This window comes from Pseudomonas soli, from assembly GCF_021283165.2.
GTDB lineage: Bacteria > Pseudomonadota > Gammaproteobacteria > Pseudomonadales > Pseudomonadaceae > Aquipseudomonas > Aquipseudomonas soli.
This window is the reverse complement of record NZ_CP128543.1, coordinates 62,791-76,857: the sequence shown is the minus strand read 5'-3', so window position 1 is coordinate 76,857 and position 14,067 is coordinate 62,791. Positions and strand designations below refer to the sequence as shown.

The 14,067-nt window shown below is 63.8% G+C and carries 15 protein-coding genes; 7 read left to right on the top strand and 8 right to left on the bottom strand.

Going from position 1 to position 14,067, the window contains the following annotated elements:
• Nucleotides 1–68: 68 nt before the first annotated feature.
• Nucleotides 69–1,025 carry a zinc ABC transporter substrate-binding protein gene (locus LU688_RS00380; protein ID WP_094010792.1) on the bottom strand — a complete coding sequence of 319 codons (957 nt, stop codon included), beginning with the start codon at nucleotides 1,023–1,025 and terminating at the stop codon, nucleotides 69–71.
• Nucleotides 1,026–1,043: 18 nt separating this feature from the next.
• Between LU688_RS00380 and zur the strand changes: the two genes are divergently transcribed.
• From zur to LU688_RS00360, 4 genes are all read left to right on the top strand, one after another.
• Nucleotides 1,044–1,529, top strand: coding sequence for a zinc uptake transcriptional repressor Zur (gene zur, locus LU688_RS00375; RefSeq protein WP_046853615.1), 486 nt, complete (start codon nucleotides 1,044–1,046; stop codon nucleotides 1,527–1,529).
• Entirely contained in the window at nucleotides 1,526–2,299 is a 774-nt protein-coding gene (znuC, locus tag LU688_RS00370; protein ID WP_023633007.1) for a zinc ABC transporter ATP-binding protein ZnuC, read from the top strand. The genes zur and znuC overlap by 4 nt, the downstream gene beginning before the upstream one ends.
• Nucleotides 2,292–3,074, top strand: a complete 783-nt coding sequence (gene znuB / locus LU688_RS00365) for a zinc ABC transporter permease subunit ZnuB (protein WP_094010793.1) — start codon at nucleotides 2,292–2,294, stop codon at nucleotides 3,072–3,074. The genes znuC and znuB overlap by 8 nt, the downstream gene beginning before the upstream one ends.
• Nucleotides 3,075–3,203: 129 nt before the next feature.
• On the top strand, nucleotides 3,204–3,911 hold the full coding sequence (locus tag LU688_RS00360; protein WP_094010794.1) for a PA5502 family lipoprotein: 708 nt from the start codon (nucleotides 3,204–3,206) through the stop codon (nucleotides 3,909–3,911).
• A 113-nt stretch (nucleotides 3,912–4,024) separates the two neighbouring features.
• Here the strand turns inward: LU688_RS00360 and katE are convergent, their stop codons facing one another.
• Nucleotides 4,025–6,169, bottom strand: a complete 2,145-nt coding sequence (katE, locus tag LU688_RS00355; RefSeq protein WP_094010795.1) for a catalase HPII — start codon at nucleotides 6,167–6,169, stop codon at nucleotides 4,025–4,027.
• Nucleotides 6,170–6,391: 222 nt separating this feature from the next.
• On the opposite strand from katE, the gene LU688_RS00350 reads away from it, so the two are divergent.
• The 3 genes from LU688_RS00350 to LU688_RS00340 all read left to right on the top strand — a co-directional run bounded on the left by LU688_RS00350 (nucleotide 6,392) and on the right by LU688_RS00340 (nucleotide 8,905).
• A complete protein-coding gene (locus tag LU688_RS00350; RefSeq protein WP_094010796.1) occupies nucleotides 6,392–7,399 on the top strand; it encodes a methionine ABC transporter ATP-binding protein in 1,008 nt (335 codons plus the stop codon).
• A complete protein-coding gene (locus LU688_RS00345) occupies nucleotides 7,399–8,070 on the top strand; it encodes a methionine ABC transporter permease (protein WP_023632566.1) in 672 nt (223 codons plus the stop codon). Before LU688_RS00350 ends, LU688_RS00345 begins: the two co-directional genes overlap by 1 nt.
• A 64-nt stretch (nucleotides 8,071–8,134) precedes the next feature.
• Nucleotides 8,135–8,905: a MetQ/NlpA family ABC transporter substrate-binding protein gene (locus LU688_RS00340; RefSeq protein ID WP_023632565.1), complete on the top strand. Its 771-nt coding sequence runs from the start codon at nucleotides 8,135–8,137 to the stop codon at nucleotides 8,903–8,905.
• 157 nt (nucleotides 8,906–9,062) lie between these two features.
• Here the strand turns inward: LU688_RS00340 and LU688_RS27800 are convergent, their stop codons facing one another.
• The 6 genes from LU688_RS27800 to LU688_RS00310 all read right to left on the bottom strand — a co-directional run bounded on the left by LU688_RS27800 (nucleotide 9,063) and on the right by LU688_RS00310 (nucleotide 14,026).
• Nucleotides 9,063–9,827, bottom strand: a complete 765-nt coding sequence (locus tag LU688_RS27800) for an RHS repeat-associated core domain-containing protein (protein WP_371041514.1) — start codon at nucleotides 9,825–9,827, stop codon at nucleotides 9,063–9,065.
• A gap of 315 nt (nucleotides 9,828–10,142) precedes the next feature.
• A complete protein-coding gene (locus tag LU688_RS00330) occupies nucleotides 10,143–10,775 on the bottom strand; it encodes an SCO family protein (RefSeq protein WP_094010798.1) in 633 nt (210 codons plus the stop codon).
• On the bottom strand, nucleotides 10,772–11,671 hold the full coding sequence (cyoE, locus tag LU688_RS00325) for a heme o synthase (protein WP_094010799.1): 900 nt from the start codon (nucleotides 11,669–11,671) through the stop codon (nucleotides 10,772–10,774). The genes LU688_RS00330 and cyoE overlap by 4 nt, the downstream gene beginning before the upstream one ends.
• Nucleotides 11,656–12,729, bottom strand: coding sequence for a COX15/CtaA family protein (locus LU688_RS00320; protein WP_094010800.1), 1,074 nt, complete (start codon nucleotides 12,727–12,729; stop codon nucleotides 11,656–11,658). The genes cyoE and LU688_RS00320 overlap by 16 nt, the downstream gene beginning before the upstream one ends.
• A 9-nt stretch (nucleotides 12,730–12,738) precedes the next feature.
• Complete coding sequence (locus tag LU688_RS00315) at nucleotides 12,739–13,317, bottom strand: PA_0111/PP_0108 family redox-active disulfide protein (protein ID WP_046853607.1); 579 nt, start codon at nucleotides 13,315–13,317, stop codon at nucleotides 12,739–12,741.
• Complete coding sequence (locus LU688_RS00310; protein ID WP_094010801.1) at nucleotides 13,283–14,026, bottom strand: SURF1 family protein; 744 nt, start codon at nucleotides 14,024–14,026, stop codon at nucleotides 13,283–13,285. Before LU688_RS00310 ends, LU688_RS00315 begins: the two co-directional genes overlap by 35 nt.
• Nucleotides 14,027–14,067 lie beyond the last annotated feature (41 nt).

The window sequence follows — 14,067 nt, the reverse complement described above, 5'->3', positions numbered from 1 at the left end:
CCCGACTTGCCCCGCGATAGGCAAGTCGGGTCGCGGCATCGCCGCTCCCACCTGGCCCGCCTACAGCCTCAGAGCTGTTCCAGGCACCCGGCCAAATCACCACCGAGCTTCTCCAGCAAGCGCTCATAGCCCTTGTCATCCACCTTGTCGCCGCCACCCAGCGCATCCAACTCGGCCAACCGCACCGGCAACCCGGCCGTCAGCGTCTCGGCCAGGCGCGGCCTCAGCGGCGGCTCGCTGAACACGCAGGTCTTGCCCACCGCCTGCAAGCGCTTGCGCATGGCGGCGACGTGCTGCGCGCCCGGCTGCACCTCGGAGGCCACGCTGAACACGCCGGTGTGCTTCAGGCCATAGGCGGCCTCGAAGTAGTCGAACGCCTCGTGAAACACGAAGTAAGGCTTGCCGGCGATCCCCGCCACACGCTGCTTGATACGCGCATCAAGGGCATCCAGGCGCTCGACGAACTGCTTGAGGTTGGCCTGGTAGCGCGGGGCATTGGCCGGGTCGGCCGCTGCCAGGTCGCCGGCCATCTTCGTCGCGATCACCCGGGCATTCAGCGACGACAGCCACAGGTGTGCATCGAGACTGCCCGGGCGGTGGTCGTGGTCATGGTCGTCGTGGTCTTCCTCATCATGGGAGTGGCTGTCCTCGCCGAAATGACGCAACTGCATGCCCGGCAGCGACTGCACGGCCACGGTCGGCTTGGCGCGGCTCTTCAGCACGCGGGGCAGGAAACCTTCCATGTCCGGGCCGATCCAGTACAGCAGGTCGGCATCGGCGACCTTGCGCACGTCGGAGGGGCGCAGTGCGTAGTTGTGCGGGGAGGCGCCCGGTGGCAGCAGCACATCGGGGCTGCCGACACCGTCCTGAACGGCGGCGGCGATCTGCTGCAGGGGCTTGATGCTGGTCAGCACACGCACGTCGGCGTGCGCCGAAAAAGCGATGAAAGCGACAAAGAGGGCAAGGATTCGGGACACGGTGGATACTCGGGTCGTCAGAAACAGGTAACATAATAACGTCTCCATCCTGAACCGTCGCTGCCCATGTCCATCACGCCGCTGGCCCACCGTCCCCACGATCACTCCCATTGCGTCCACAGTGCGCTGGCCGAGGCCGACGCGCTGTGCAACCGTCAGGGCCTGCGCCTGACCGCCTTGCGCCGCCGCGTGCTGGAGCTGGTGTGGCAGAGCCACAAGCCGCTGGGCGCGTACGATATCCTCGCCGTGCTCAGCGAACAGGACGGCCGCCGCGCTGCGCCACCGACCGTCTATCGCGCCCTGGACTTCCTTCTGGAAAACGGCCTGGTGCACCGCATCGCCTCGCTCAATGCCTTTATCGGCTGCAGCCATCCCGAGCACGCGCACCAGGGACAGTTCCTCATCTGCCGCGAATGTCACGTGGCCATCGAGCTGGAGCAGAACAGCATCAGCGACGCCATCGTCAGCAGCGCCAATGCCGTGGGTTTCGCGGTCGAGACGCAAACCGTCGAAGTGGTCGGCCTGTGCGGCAACTGCCGGGGCAAGGCATGAGCGATGCCCTGATCCGCCTCGAGCAGGTCGGCGTCAGCTTCGCTGGCGAAGCGGTGCTCGACAGCATCGACCTGGCGGTGGCGCCGGGCCAGATCGTTACCCTGATCGGTCCCAACGGCGCCGGCAAGACCACCCTGGTGCGCGCCGTGCTGGGTCTGCTCAAGCCGCATCGCGGCAAGGTGTGGCGCAAGCCCAGGCTGCGCATCGGCTATATGCCGCAGAAGATCCAGGTAGACGCCACATTGCCCTTGTCGGTGCTGCGCTTCCTGCGCCTGGTGCCCGGTGTAGACCGTGCGGCAGCCTTGGCGGCGTTGCAGGAAGTCGGCGCCGAGCAAGTGATCGACAGCCCGATCCAGACCATCTCCGGTGGCGAGATGCAGCGCGTGCTGCTGGCCCGCGCGCTGCTGCGCGAGCCCGAGCTGCTGGTACTCGATGAACCGGTGCAGGGTGTCGATGTGGTTGGCCAGACCGAGCTGTATAACCTGATCACACGCTTGCGCGACCGCCACGGCTGCGGCGTGCTGATGGTCAGCCACGACTTGCACCTGGTCATGAGTGCCACCGACCAGGTGGTCTGCCTCAACCGCCACGTGTGCTGCTCGGGCCACCCGGAGCAGGTCAGCAACGATCCGGCCTTCGTCGAGCTATTCGGCCAGAACGCCCCGAGCCTGGCCATCTACCACCACCATCACGATCACAGCCACGACCTGCACGGTTCGGTGATCGCCCCCGGCGCCCATGTTCACGGAGAGCACTGCAAGCATGGCTGATTTTCTTCTCTACGCCCTGCTTGCCGGTGTATCGCTGGCGCTGGTCGCCGGCCCCCTGGGCTCGTTCGTGGTGTGGCGGCGCATGGCCTATTTCGGCGACACCCTTTCCCATGCCGCGCTGCTCGGCGTGGCCCTGGGCTTCGCCCTGGATGTCAGCCCGGCGCTGGCAGTGACCGTTGGCTGCCTGCTGCTGGCGATCCTGCTGGTGACCCTGCAGCAGCGCCAGCCCCTGGCCTCGGACACCCTGCTCGGCATCCTCGCCCCCAGCACGCTGTCGCTGGGGCTGGTGGTGCTGAGCTTCATGCACGATGTGCGCATCGACCTGATGGCCTACCTGTTCGGCGACCTGTTGGCGATCAGCCCAACCGACCTGGCCTGGATCCTCGGTGGCAGCGCCTTGGTGCTGATGCTGCTGGCGATGTTCTGGCGCCCCTTGTTGGCGGTGACCGTGCACGAGGAACTGGCGATGGTCGAAGGCTTGCCGGTGACCGGCCTGCGCCTGGCGCTGATGCTGCTGATCGCCGTGGTGATTGCGGTGGCTATGAAGATCGTCGGTGTGCTGCTGATCACCTCGCTGCTGATCATCCCGGCCGCCGCGGCACAGCGTCACGCCCGCTCACCGGAGCAAATGGCCCTGGGCGCCAGTCTGCTGGGGGTTGCCGCGGTCTGCGGGGGCCTGGCGCTGTCCTGGTTCAAGGACACCCCGGCCGGGCCTTCGATCGTGGTCTGTGCGGCAGTGCTATTCTTGCTGAGCCTGGCGTTGCCGAAACGCTGAATTTTCAGGGTGCGCGCAGGCGCATCCTGCAACCTTTTCGCAGCTTTCGAGTCTGAGAAGACCTGTTTTCGAGCGTACGCACCTGGGTGTAGACTTGCTCGCTTTTTGCGCAAATAGAGAGTCGCAGGAATGAAGCCGTTCGCCTCACGTTATCTGCTTGTTGCCGCGTTTTCCCTGTTCCTGGCTGCCTGCTCCAGCAAGCCGGCCGAACAGCCGGTGGCGCCTGCCCAGCCCGATGCCTGGCAGCAGCTCGAGCAAAGCATCGCCAGCAACGAGCTGGCCACCGCCGAGGATCAACTGGTCGCCTTGCAGGGCCAGGCGCCGGATGATGCCCGCCTCGAACCGCATCAGCGTCAGCTGGCCGAGGCCTACCTGCGCCGTAGCCAGATCGTCCTGCAGAAGGGCGATGTGAATGCCGCTGCCACGGCATTGGCCCGCGCCCGCGCGCTGATGCCGCAAGCCCCGGCCCTGACCGGCGGCGATGCCGTGGCCCAGGCCCGCAAGGCCGAACTGGAAAAGGCCGAAGCGGCGCTCAAGGCTGCCGAGTCCAAGCCCAAGGCCCGGGTGATCGACCCCACCGCGCCGACCACCGTCGTGGCACTTAAAACCACCGATAGCCGCGCCATGCGTCGCCAACTGGACGATATCGCGGCGGACGTGGTGAGTTATCAGTGCGATGTAGTGTTCCAGGTGCCGCGCACCGAGGATGCGCCTTGGCTCAAGACCCTTCTGCAGAAGCGGGTGCGCAAGCTCGACAGTGGATTCGAGCTGAAGCAGAAGCATGAGATCCAGCGTTCATTGCCGGCGCAGGTGGTGTTGATTCCCCATCAGCAATAAACCTGTCCGGGCCTCATCGCCGACAAGCCGGCTCCCACAGGGAACGCCTACAATCTGTGGGAGCCGGCTTGTCGTGGACGAACCGCGGCGATAGGCTGCAGAGCAGCCCCCGATTAAGCAGGAATAGCTTCGGCAGCCGCCTCCCGCGCCCACACCCGGTGCCCCTCGACTGCCTTGAAGAAGGCCTCGAACGCCTTCTGGTCATCGCCCAGTAGCAGCCCCGCATCCTCCTTGAGCCCCAGCTTGTTCAGCAGCAGCTTGCCTTCACTGGCTACGCCCATGGGCTTGAGATGCTTGTAAGCCTCGAGCAGGAAGTGCTTGGCCACGCCGCTGTTTTCCAGCGCCTCCAGCGAAGCCTTGCCCGCCGGCACCCACACGCCGTCGAACATCACCGACGGCATGCCCTCCATCGACGCATCCACCGGCAGCTGCTTGCCACCGGCAGTCTTGACCGGTGCCGAGGTCGGCCCCAGCAGCATCGGACGCGCACGCTGTGCTTCCAGCGCCTTGACCACCTTGTCGACGCTCGTATCGTCCACGCCGTCAGCCATCAGGATGGCAATCTTGCGTCCACTGATACCGATGTCACCGGGGTGATTCATCTGGCTCAGTGCCTCGGATTGCGCCGGCTTGCTGGCCTTGACCGTAACCGTCCCGGCCTTCGGCGCGGGCAAGCCGAGGTTGGCCGCCACGGCAGCTGCCAGCTTGAGGTCGATATTGGCCAGGATCTCGTTCACCTCCCGCGCCCGGATCGTCTCGCGCTCCACCTTGCCCAGCTCGAAGCTGTAGGCCTTGATGATGTGCTGCTGCTCGGTGGGGCTCATGCTCTGGAAGAAAAGCCGCGCCTGGGAGAAATGATCGCCGAACGACTCGCTGCGCTGGCGGATCTTATGAGCGTCGATGCGCTCTTGATAACTTTCGAAACCGCCATCCTGCGCGGCGGGGGGCGTTTCCTTCGGCCAGCCGCCATCGATCGAGTTGGGCTCGTAGGACGCCCGACCCTTGTCGATGGTCATTCGATGCATCGCATCGCGCTGGCCGCTGTGGTTGGGCGCAACAGGACGGTTGATCGGGATCTCATGGAAGTTCGGCCCACCCAGACGGCTGATCTGGGTATCGGTGTAAGAAAACAGCCGGCCCTGCAATAACGGATCGTTGCTGAAATCGATGCCCGGCACGATATGCCCGGGGCAGAAGGCGATCTGCTCCACCTCGGCAAAGAAGTTGTCTGGGTTGCGGTCGAGGACCATCTTGCCCAGCGGGGTTACCGGCACCAGCTCCTCTGGAATGATCTTGGTCGGGTCGAGCAAGTCGAAGTCGAACTTGTGCTCGTCGGCCTCCGGCACAATCTGCACGCCCAGCTCCCATTCCGGGTAATGACCGGTCTCGATCGCTTCCCACAGGTCGCGGCGGTGGTAGTCGGTGTCCTTGCCGGCAAGCTTCTGGGCTTCGTCCCACAGCACAGAGTGCACGCCCTGGCGCGGCTTCCAGTGGAACTTGACGAAGCTGGCCACGCCTTGGGCATTGATCAACCGGAAGGTATGCACGCCAAAGCCTTCCATCATGCGCAGGCTGCGCGGAATGGCCCGGTCGGACATCGCCCACATGACCATGTGCGCGGATTCCGGCACCAGCGAAACGAAGTCCCAGAAGGTGTCGTGGGCAGAGCCACCGGTGGGCATCTCGTTGTGCGGTTCGGGTTTGACCGCGTGGACGAAGTCGGGGAACTTGATCGCGTCCTGGATGAAGAACACCGGCATGTTGTTGCCGACCAGATCGAAGTTGCCTTCATCGGTGTAGAACTTCACCGCAAAGCCGCGCACGTCGCGCACCGTGTCGCCCGACCCGCGTGGACCCTGCACGGTGGAAAAGCGCACGAACACCGGGGTGATTTTCTCGGGATCTTGCAGGAAACCGGCCTTGGTCAGTTCGGCATGGCAGCCGTAGCTCTGGAAGTAGCCATGGGCGCCGGTCCCGCGGGCATGGACGATGCGCTCGGGTATGCGCTCATGGTCGAAGTGGGTGATCTTCTCGCGCATGATGAAGTCTTCGAGCAGCGAAGGCCCGCGAGCTCCAGCCTTAAGGCTGTTCTGGTTGTCGGCGATCTTCACCCCCTGGTTGGTACGCAACGCCTGGCCGCTGGCGTCACTGCGAAACGCTTCCAAGCTCTGCAGTTTGGCGTTGGTGTTGGCCTTGTCCGGGGTGTCGGTGCCGGCGACCGTGCTCGGCTGCGGCGCCAGGGGCTTCTTGCTGGGCATCTTCGGCTCTCCTCATCAGTCTTCAGGCTGCCCATTCGGGCTAGTTGAAGTAGTGACTGGGCCGCCCTTGAATGCGTTCAATCGGATTGCCGACCGTCGCGTTATGCCGATTGGATTGGAGCGTGACGAAATAAATGCTAAGAACACGCAGGGGAAAAGGCTAAAATGCGCGCCCCGGCTAACCGCTGACCCAAATTCCATGCGCCCCACAAGGTTCGCTCAGTGATCGAGTTTCAAAATGTCCACAAGACCTACCGCGTCGCCGGTAGGGATATCCCGGCCCTGAACCCGACCAGCCTGACCATCGAAGATGGCCAGGTGTTCGGCCTGATCGGCCACTCCGGTGCCGGCAAGAGCACCATGCTGCGCCTTATCAACCGCCTCGAGGAGCCGTCCGGCGGCAAGATCGTGGTCGACGGTGAAGACGTCACCGCCTTCGACTCGAACCAGCTGCGGCGCTTCCGCCAGCAGGTCGGCATGATCTTCCAGCACTTCAACCTGCTGGCCTCCAAGACCGTCGCCGACAATGTCGCCCTGCCGCTGGTGCTGGCGGGCGAGCTGTCGCGTGGCGAGATCGACAAGCGCGTCACCGAGCTGCTGGCCCGTGTCGGCCTTTCCGAGCATGCCCGCAAGTACCCGGCGCAACTGTCGGGTGGGCAGAAGCAGCGCGTCGGCATCGCCCGCGCCCTGTCCACCAACCCCAAGATCCTGCTGTGCGACGAGGCCACCAGCGCCCTGGACCCGCAGACCACGGCCTCGGTCCTGCAATTGCTGGCCGAGATCAACCGCGAGCTGAAGCTGACCATCGTGCTGATCACCCACGAGATGGACGTGATTCGCAGGGTCTGCGACCGCGTGGCGGTGATGGATGCCGGGCAGATCGTCGAGCTGGGCCCGGTGGCCGACGTGTTCCTGCACCCGCAGCACGCCACCACCAAGCGTTTCGTCCAGGAAGACGAGCAGGTCGACGAGAACGAACAACGCGACGATTTCGCCCATGTGCCGGGGCGCATCGTGCGCCTGACCTTCCAGGGCTGCGCCACCTACGCGCCGCTGCTGGGCACCGTGGCCCGCGAAACCGGCGTGGACTACAGCATCCTTGCCGGGCGCATCGACCGCATCAAGGACATTCCCTATGGCCAGCTGACCCTTGCCCTGATCGGTGGAGACATGGAGGCGGCATTCGCCCGCTTCACTGCAGCTGACGTACATATGGAGGTACTGCGTTGATGGACATCCTCAGCTATTTCGCCAACGTCGACTGGGTCGAGATCTGGCAGGCGACCAACGACACCATGGTCATGCTGTTCATCTCTCTGGCCTTCATCATCCTGCTGGGCCTGCCACTGGGTGTCGTGCTGTTCCTGTTCAGCCCACGGCAGATGTTCGAGCACAAGAAGGTCTACGCCGTGCTGGCGACCATCGTCAACATCGTGCGTTCGGTGCCGTTCATCATCCTGCTGATCGTGATGATCCCGATCACGGTGCTGATCACCGGCACCTCGCTGGGCGTTGCCGGTGCCATCCCGCCGCTGGTGGTGGGGACCACGCCGTTCTTCGCGCGGCTGGTGGAAACCGCCCTGCGTGAGGTGGACCGCGGCATCATCGAGGCGACCCAGTCGATGGGCGCCACCACCCGCCAGATCATCTTCAAGGCCGTGCTGCCTGAAGCGATGCCGGGCATCATCGCCGCCATCACCGTGACCGCCATCACCTTGGTGTCCTACACCGCCATGGCCGGCGTGGTCGGGGCCGGTGGCCTGGGTGACTTGTCGATCCGTTTCGGCTATCAACGCTTCCAGACCGACGTGATGATCGTCACCGTGGTGCTGCTGGTCATTCTGGTCCAGGTACTGCAAATGATCGGCGACAAGCTAGTCGTGCATTTTTCCCGTAAGTAACCCCAATGGGGTCGGCCCAGCCGACCCGTTCGGGGGCCATCGCGGCCCTCACAAGGAGTGATCAATGAAGAAGCTGCTTGCTGTTGTCGCCGCGGTAGCGGCCTTCTCGGCCCACGCCGAGACCCTGACGGTCGCCGCCACCCCGGTGCCGCACGCCGAAATCCTCAACTTCGTCAAGCCGCAGCTGGCGAAGGAAGGCGTGGAACTGAAGGTCAAGGAGTTCACCGACTACATCCAGCCGAACGTGCAGGTGTCGGAAAAGCGCCTGGACGCCAACTTCTTCCAGCACCAGCCGTACCTGGATGAGTTCAACAAGGCCAAGGGCACTCACTTGGTAAGCGTCGCCGGCGTGCACATCGAGCCGCTGGGTGTGTACTCGACCAAGGTCAAGGAGCTCGACAAACTGCCTTCCGGCGCCGCCGTGGTCATTCCCAACGACGCCACCAACGGCGGCCGCGCCCTGCTGCTGCTGGACAAGGCCGGAGTGATCAAGCTCAAGGACAACACGAACATCCTGTCGACCATCAAGGACATCGCCGAGAACCCGAAGAACCTGAAGTTCCGGGAGCTGGAAGCCGCGACCATCCCGCGTGTGCTGACCCAGGTCGATGCCGCCCTGATCAACACCAACTACGCGCTGGAAGCCAAGCTCAACCCGGAAAAAGACGCCCTGGCCATCGAAGGCAAGGACTCTCCGTACGTGAACATCCTGGTGACCCGCGAGGACAACAAGGACGCGGACGCGGTGAAGAAGCTGGTACAGGCCCTGCACTCGCCTGAGGTGAAGCAGTTCATTACCGAGAAGTACAAGGGCGCTGTGGTTCCTGCGTTCTAAGCTGAAATTCCCAGGGCCGCTTTGCGGCCCATCGCGATACAGGGCCGCTCCCACAGTTGCAGTGCCAGCTCAACCCTAGCACTGCAACTGTGGGAGTGGGCTTGCCCGCGATGCATCTACAAAGGCTGGACTGCGTTTTGTCACCTTATAACTCAGCCTAGTTGTCTGTTCCACCGCGCAACACCGCCAAAGCGTCCAGATAATTGTTGTACGTCAAACCCTGGGCCGGATCTGCGAAAGAACCAGTAACACCGCCCAAAGCCACTGAAGTTCTCCTGAGTTCAACCATAACTGCCTGCGCACGGGCTGGATTCACTTCAATGGGTATTGCCGTTGCCGTCGTGAGCCTCTGCTCCACTGCCGCCTTCATGGACGCTTTGATTGATTCCCTATTGGGACGTGGTGCCGAACTACTTGGTCCGGTTACTGTGTTTGGAGAGCTTGCTCCATGTACTGCGTGTTGTGGCTGTAGAGCGGTATTGGTGTCAGGGAGTGGTAGCTGATCAAAGTGGGCCATCATTCCCTCCAGCACCTGGGAAGGTGACATCCCGCTTTCAGAAATTCGTCTAGCAGTGTTACCCGCTCCTGAATGACGGCCGGGCGAAGAGGATCTGAGCATATGGCCAGTCGGGTCGCTGAAATTCACAGGATCGCCATTGCAGTAGACATAACAATTGATGCCGCCCTCCAAGAAAGGGCTCAGCGAATCTGGTGAATGGAAGCGCATGAATGTCGTGCTGTACAAGCGGTACCCATTTCCGAGCAAGTAGCTTTGTAGCTCGGTGGACCTCAACTGGCCCGTGAAGCCCAGGCGCGATTGCAATACAGTTTCCAGCCCGTAGGGCGTGTAGGCTCCAACACGTCTACCGTTCATATCAGTTTCGCAAAGCGGCGAAGCTTGCTGATTGGTACTAAGCAGCATTGTCAGCGCCTGGAGGCGACGTGTACTGCCCTGCGCCAAAGATCTGGTGTTGCAAACTCGGCTTTTGTCCGTAGATGGCATTTCGGGCACTCCGAACTAATGGTTCGGGCGCTAGCCTGTAAGGGATGAGACATTCGTTCAACTGGTAGAATTACCAGGTCTGATAGCCTGCGTGCTACTTCGGAACTGCTGCGGATGCTCTGCGGCTCTTTCGCAGCTGGCCCAAGGATTGAATGCCAATCGCGGGGCAAGCCCGCTCCCACGCAAGTTATGTCCGGCGTGGGAGCGGGCTTGCCCCGCGACTCATTTCAACGGTCAGTCGCGCTTCACAAGCCCCGGCAACTGCGCCACCAGCTTCTGGTTGTTGAACGGCGCACGGATGAACCCGCGCTGACGCCCGTCAGGCCCGACCACCGCCAGGTTGCCGCTGTGATCCACGGTATACCCCGGCTTGCTGGTATCGGCCGGGATGAACGGGATGCTCAAGGCGTTGGCCAGCTTCTGGGTGTCCTCGATCGACCCCGCCACCCCGACGAAATCCTTGTCGAAATAGCCCAGGTACTGCTTGAGCTGGTTCGGCGTGTCGCGGTTCGGGTCGACGCTCACCAGCACCACCTGCAGACGCTCCAGCGCCTCCTTGGGCAGCTCGCTCTTCACCTGGCGCAACTGGGCCAGGGTGGTCGGGCAGATGTCCGGGCAGTAGGTGTAGCCGAAGAACAGCAATGACCACTTGCCCTTGAGCTGGTCCAGCACCAGCGGCTGGCCGTCCTGGTCGGTCATGGTCACGTCCGGCACGGTACGGCTCTGCGGCAGCAGGATGATGCCGGCATCGATCAGTTCGGTGGGGTTCAACTGACCACGGTCGTTGAGCACCTTGTTGACGGTCAGGCCCATGATCAGCGCGACCAGGGCAACGAGGATGAAGACGGTTTTCTGGGTTCGGGTCATAGGTTCAGCAAAAGGTAGTGGTCTACGAGCAACGCGATGAACAGGGCGAACAGGTAGCCGATAGAGTACTTGAACGTCTTGATCGCCGCGTGCGGCCGGGTGCCACGGTACAACACCCAGGCCCAGTGCAGGAAGCGCAGGCCCAGCACCAGGGCACAGGCCAGGTACAGCGGGCCGCTCATGTGAATGGCGTAGGGCAACAGGCTCACGGCCAGCAATATCAAGGTGTAGAGCAGGATATGCAGGGCCGTGTAACGCTCGCCATGGGTAACGGGTAGCATGGGAATATCAGCTTTTGCGTACTCCTCCTTGCGATGAATCGCAAGGGCCCAGAAGTGCGGCGGTGTCCAGGCGAAGATGATCAGCACCAGCAGCAGGGGCTCGGCGCCCAGGTGCCCGCTGACCGCCACCCAGCCCAGCAATGGCGGTGCTGCCCCGGCCAGGCCGCCGATCACGATGTTCTGCGGCGTGGCTCGCTTGAGAAAGCCGGTGTAGAGCACCGCGTATCCCAGCAGCGAGGCCAGGGTCAGCCAGGCGGTGAGGGGGTTGGTGAACGTTAACAGCAAAACCATCCCTGCCACGGCCAGCAGCAGGGCGAACAGCAGTGCCGGCAAGGGCGCGACCCGGCCCTGGGCCAGCGGGCGCTTGTGGGTGCGGGCCATCAGCGCATCGACGCGGCGATCAACCACGTGGTTGACCGCCGCCGCGGCACCCGCGCACAAGCCAATTCCCAGGTTGCCGAACAGCAGGACGTTCCAGGCCACCCCCGCGCGGGTAGCGAGAAACATCCCCACCAGCGAGGTGATCAGCATCAGCACCACCACCTTCGGCTTGGTCAGTTCCAGATAGTCACGCCACCCGGCGCGCTGGCGTTCCGTGCTCAGAACCGTCGCCACGAATCGTTCCTCATGTGATGAGTGAGTTGCCCCCCGACCACCGGTGTCAGGCGCCAGCCATGGCCCACGCGAACCTTGTCGACCACGCGGATGCGGTAGTTCACCAGCACCATGGTCAGCAGCAGCAGCACACCGCCGGCGTTGTGGGCAACAGCCACGCCCAGCGGCAGGTGGAACAATACATTGCTGATGCCCAGGCTTAACTGCAGCGCCAGCGCCAGCAATACCAGGCGCGCCAGGCCGCTCAGGCCATGGCGGTGCAGCTTCCAGCCGAGCATCGATAGAACCGCCAGCACCAGCATTGCGCCGAGCCGGTGGCTGACATGGATCGCCGTGCGCGCATCGCTGTCCAGTTGCCCGCCCAGGTAATTGGGGCCGACATGCTGGGTCAGGTGGAAGCCGTTGCTGAAGTCCGCCGCCGGCCACCACTGGCCATGGCAGGTGGGCAGGTCGATGCAGGCCACCGCCGCGTAGTTGGCGCTGACCCAACCGCCCAGGGCGATCTGGCCGGTCACCACCAGCAGCGCCAACGCAGCGATCCGTCGCAGGCTCAGCGGCAGTTTCGGCAAGGGCGCAAAGGCCCGGGATAGACGCAGGGATAGCAGGAAAAGCAGGCTCACCGTGGTGAACCCGCCAAGCAGGTGGGCGGTCACCACCTGGGGCCACAGTTTCAGTGTCACGGTCCACATGCCGAACGCCGCCTGGGCCAGCACCACCCCCAGCAGCAACACCGGCAGGCGGTAGGGCTGGCCGTCATGGGCATGCCGGCGTACAGCCTGGAAGGCAAGCAGTGCGATCACCAGCGCCAGGGTGCCAGCGAAATAGCGATGGACCATCTCCGCCCAGCCCTTGGCTTCTTCCACCGGGTGCTCAGGGAAGTGCAGCTCGGCATGGGCCAGTTGGGCATCGGTCTTGGGCACGCTGATGAAGCCGTAGCACCCCGGCCAGTCGGGGCAGCCAAGACCAGCGTGAGTCAGGCGAGTGTAGGCGCCGAGCAGCACGACCAGCAGCGCCAGTAGCGTGGCGAACACAGCAAGGCGGAATCCGGGTCTGGCCATGGCAGCCTCCTAGCCGATGTTGGACAGCTTGAGCAGGTGGCGCAGGTCGTCCAGCACATGCTTGCCCTTGACCTTGGCGTCGTAGCGCAGCACCAGGTTGCCGTGAGGATCGACGATCCACAGTTGCGGGGCAGTGTCGCCGACCTTCTGGATATAGCGCTGGGCATCCAGCGGGTAGCGTTGCAACTGCGGGTACTCGCGGCCCAGCAGCGCCTGGTAGTCGGCGGCCAGCGGCTGGGCCGCCGCCAGGGCATGGCTGGCGCGGCTGGCATCGCGGCCCAGGCCGACCTGGATCTGCCGGGCCAGGTACACCAGTTGCTGGCACTCCTCGACACAGGCGCCCGGAGCGCTGACCAACAGCTGCCAACGCTCGTCCTGGGCATCGATGCCGATATCGGCCCGGCCCTCGCCATTGCCGATCATCACACCGTGATAGCTGCGACCTTCCGGTACCCAGAACTTGAGCTTGTACATGCTGGTGGCAAGTATCATCGGCCCGAGCACGACGAACAGGATCAACAGCAGTTGCAGGCGCCCGCGGGGCTTGCGGCGGTCAGGCACGTCCAGTGGACTCGTGGCGGCGGCCATGGCGGTTCTCCTTGTCGTTGTGATGCCAGCCGAAATACAGGTAGAGCAGGACCAGCGCGCTGGCCAGGGCGAACCACTGCACGGCGTAGCCCTGGTGCTTTTCCGGGCCCATGGCGACCACCGGCCAGTCCAGGCGGTAGGCGGCAGGGCCTGGCTGCAGGCGTAGCTCCTGGGCAAAGCCCTCCCGGCCCAGCTGCTGCCAGAGCCCGGCCGGATCGATCGCAGTCAGCAGTTGCGGCCACTGGCCGTCGGGGTTGTCCGGGTGCAGTTGGAAGGTCTTGCCCGGCGGCACGTAGACTGTGGCGTCCAGCGCCAGCGCCTGGCTCGGCGTGTCGAAGCGGACCGGCACGCGACGGTCGGGCCACGGCAGCCAGCCTCGATTGACCAGCAACCACAGGTCGCTGACCTGGTCGTGGAAGGGCTGCAACAGCTCTACGCCGACCTTGCCGTCGCGCATCTGGTTATCCAGCAGCAGGCTGTGATCGGCGTCGAACCGGCCATACAGGTGCACGGGGTAGAACGCCGGGTCTGGTAGCTGGCGCAACCGGACAGCAGTGACCGGCGCCTCGATCTGGCGCTCGGTGTAGGTGGCCAGCAGGTCACGCTTTTCGTCGGCGCGCCGCAGTTGCCAGCAGCCGAGCGCGATCAACCCCGGTAGCAGCGCAAGCACCACCAGGGTCGGTATCAGGCCTGGGCGAAACGGCTTCACCAGGGCCTCGTGAGGTCGAGCGCTATACTTGTATCCATCAC

Excerpts from the sequence above, each read along its gene's own strand:
- LU688_RS00380 (WP_094010792.1), bottom strand. The coding sequence starts at position 1,025 with ATGGAGACGTTATTATGTTACCTGTTTCTGACGACCCGAGTATCCACC.
- zur (WP_046853615.1), top strand. The coding sequence starts at position 1,044 with ATGTCCATCACGCCGCTGGCCCACCGTCCCCACGATCACTCCCATTGC.
- znuC (WP_023633007.1), top strand. The coding sequence starts at position 1,526 with ATGAGCGATGCCCTGATCCGCCTCGAGCAGGTCGGCGTCAGCTTCGCT.
- znuB (WP_094010793.1), top strand. The coding sequence starts at position 2,292 with ATGGCTGATTTTCTTCTCTACGCCCTGCTTGCCGGTGTATCGCTGGCG.
- LU688_RS00360 (WP_094010794.1), top strand. The coding sequence starts at position 3,204 with ATGAAGCCGTTCGCCTCACGTTATCTGCTTGTTGCCGCGTTTTCCCTG.
- katE (WP_094010795.1), bottom strand. The coding sequence starts at position 6,169 with ATGCCCAGCAAGAAGCCCCTGGCGCCGCAGCCGAGCACGGTCGCCGGC.
- LU688_RS00345 (WP_023632566.1), top strand. The coding sequence starts at position 7,399 with ATGGACATCCTCAGCTATTTCGCCAACGTCGACTGGGTCGAGATCTGG.
- LU688_RS00340 (WP_023632565.1), top strand. The coding sequence starts at position 8,135 with ATGAAGAAGCTGCTTGCTGTTGTCGCCGCGGTAGCGGCCTTCTCGGCC.
- LU688_RS27800 (WP_371041514.1), bottom strand. The coding sequence starts at position 9,827 with ATGCTGCTTAGTACCAATCAGCAAGCTTCGCCGCTTTGCGAAACTGAT.
- LU688_RS00330 (WP_094010798.1), bottom strand. The coding sequence starts at position 10,775 with ATGACCCGAACCCAGAAAACCGTCTTCATCCTCGTTGCCCTGGTCGCG.
- LU688_RS00320 (WP_094010800.1), bottom strand. The coding sequence starts at position 12,729 with ATGGCCAGACCCGGATTCCGCCTTGCTGTGTTCGCCACGCTACTGGCG.
- LU688_RS00315 (WP_046853607.1), bottom strand. The coding sequence starts at position 13,317 with ATGGCCGCCGCCACGAGTCCACTGGACGTGCCTGACCGCCGCAAGCCC.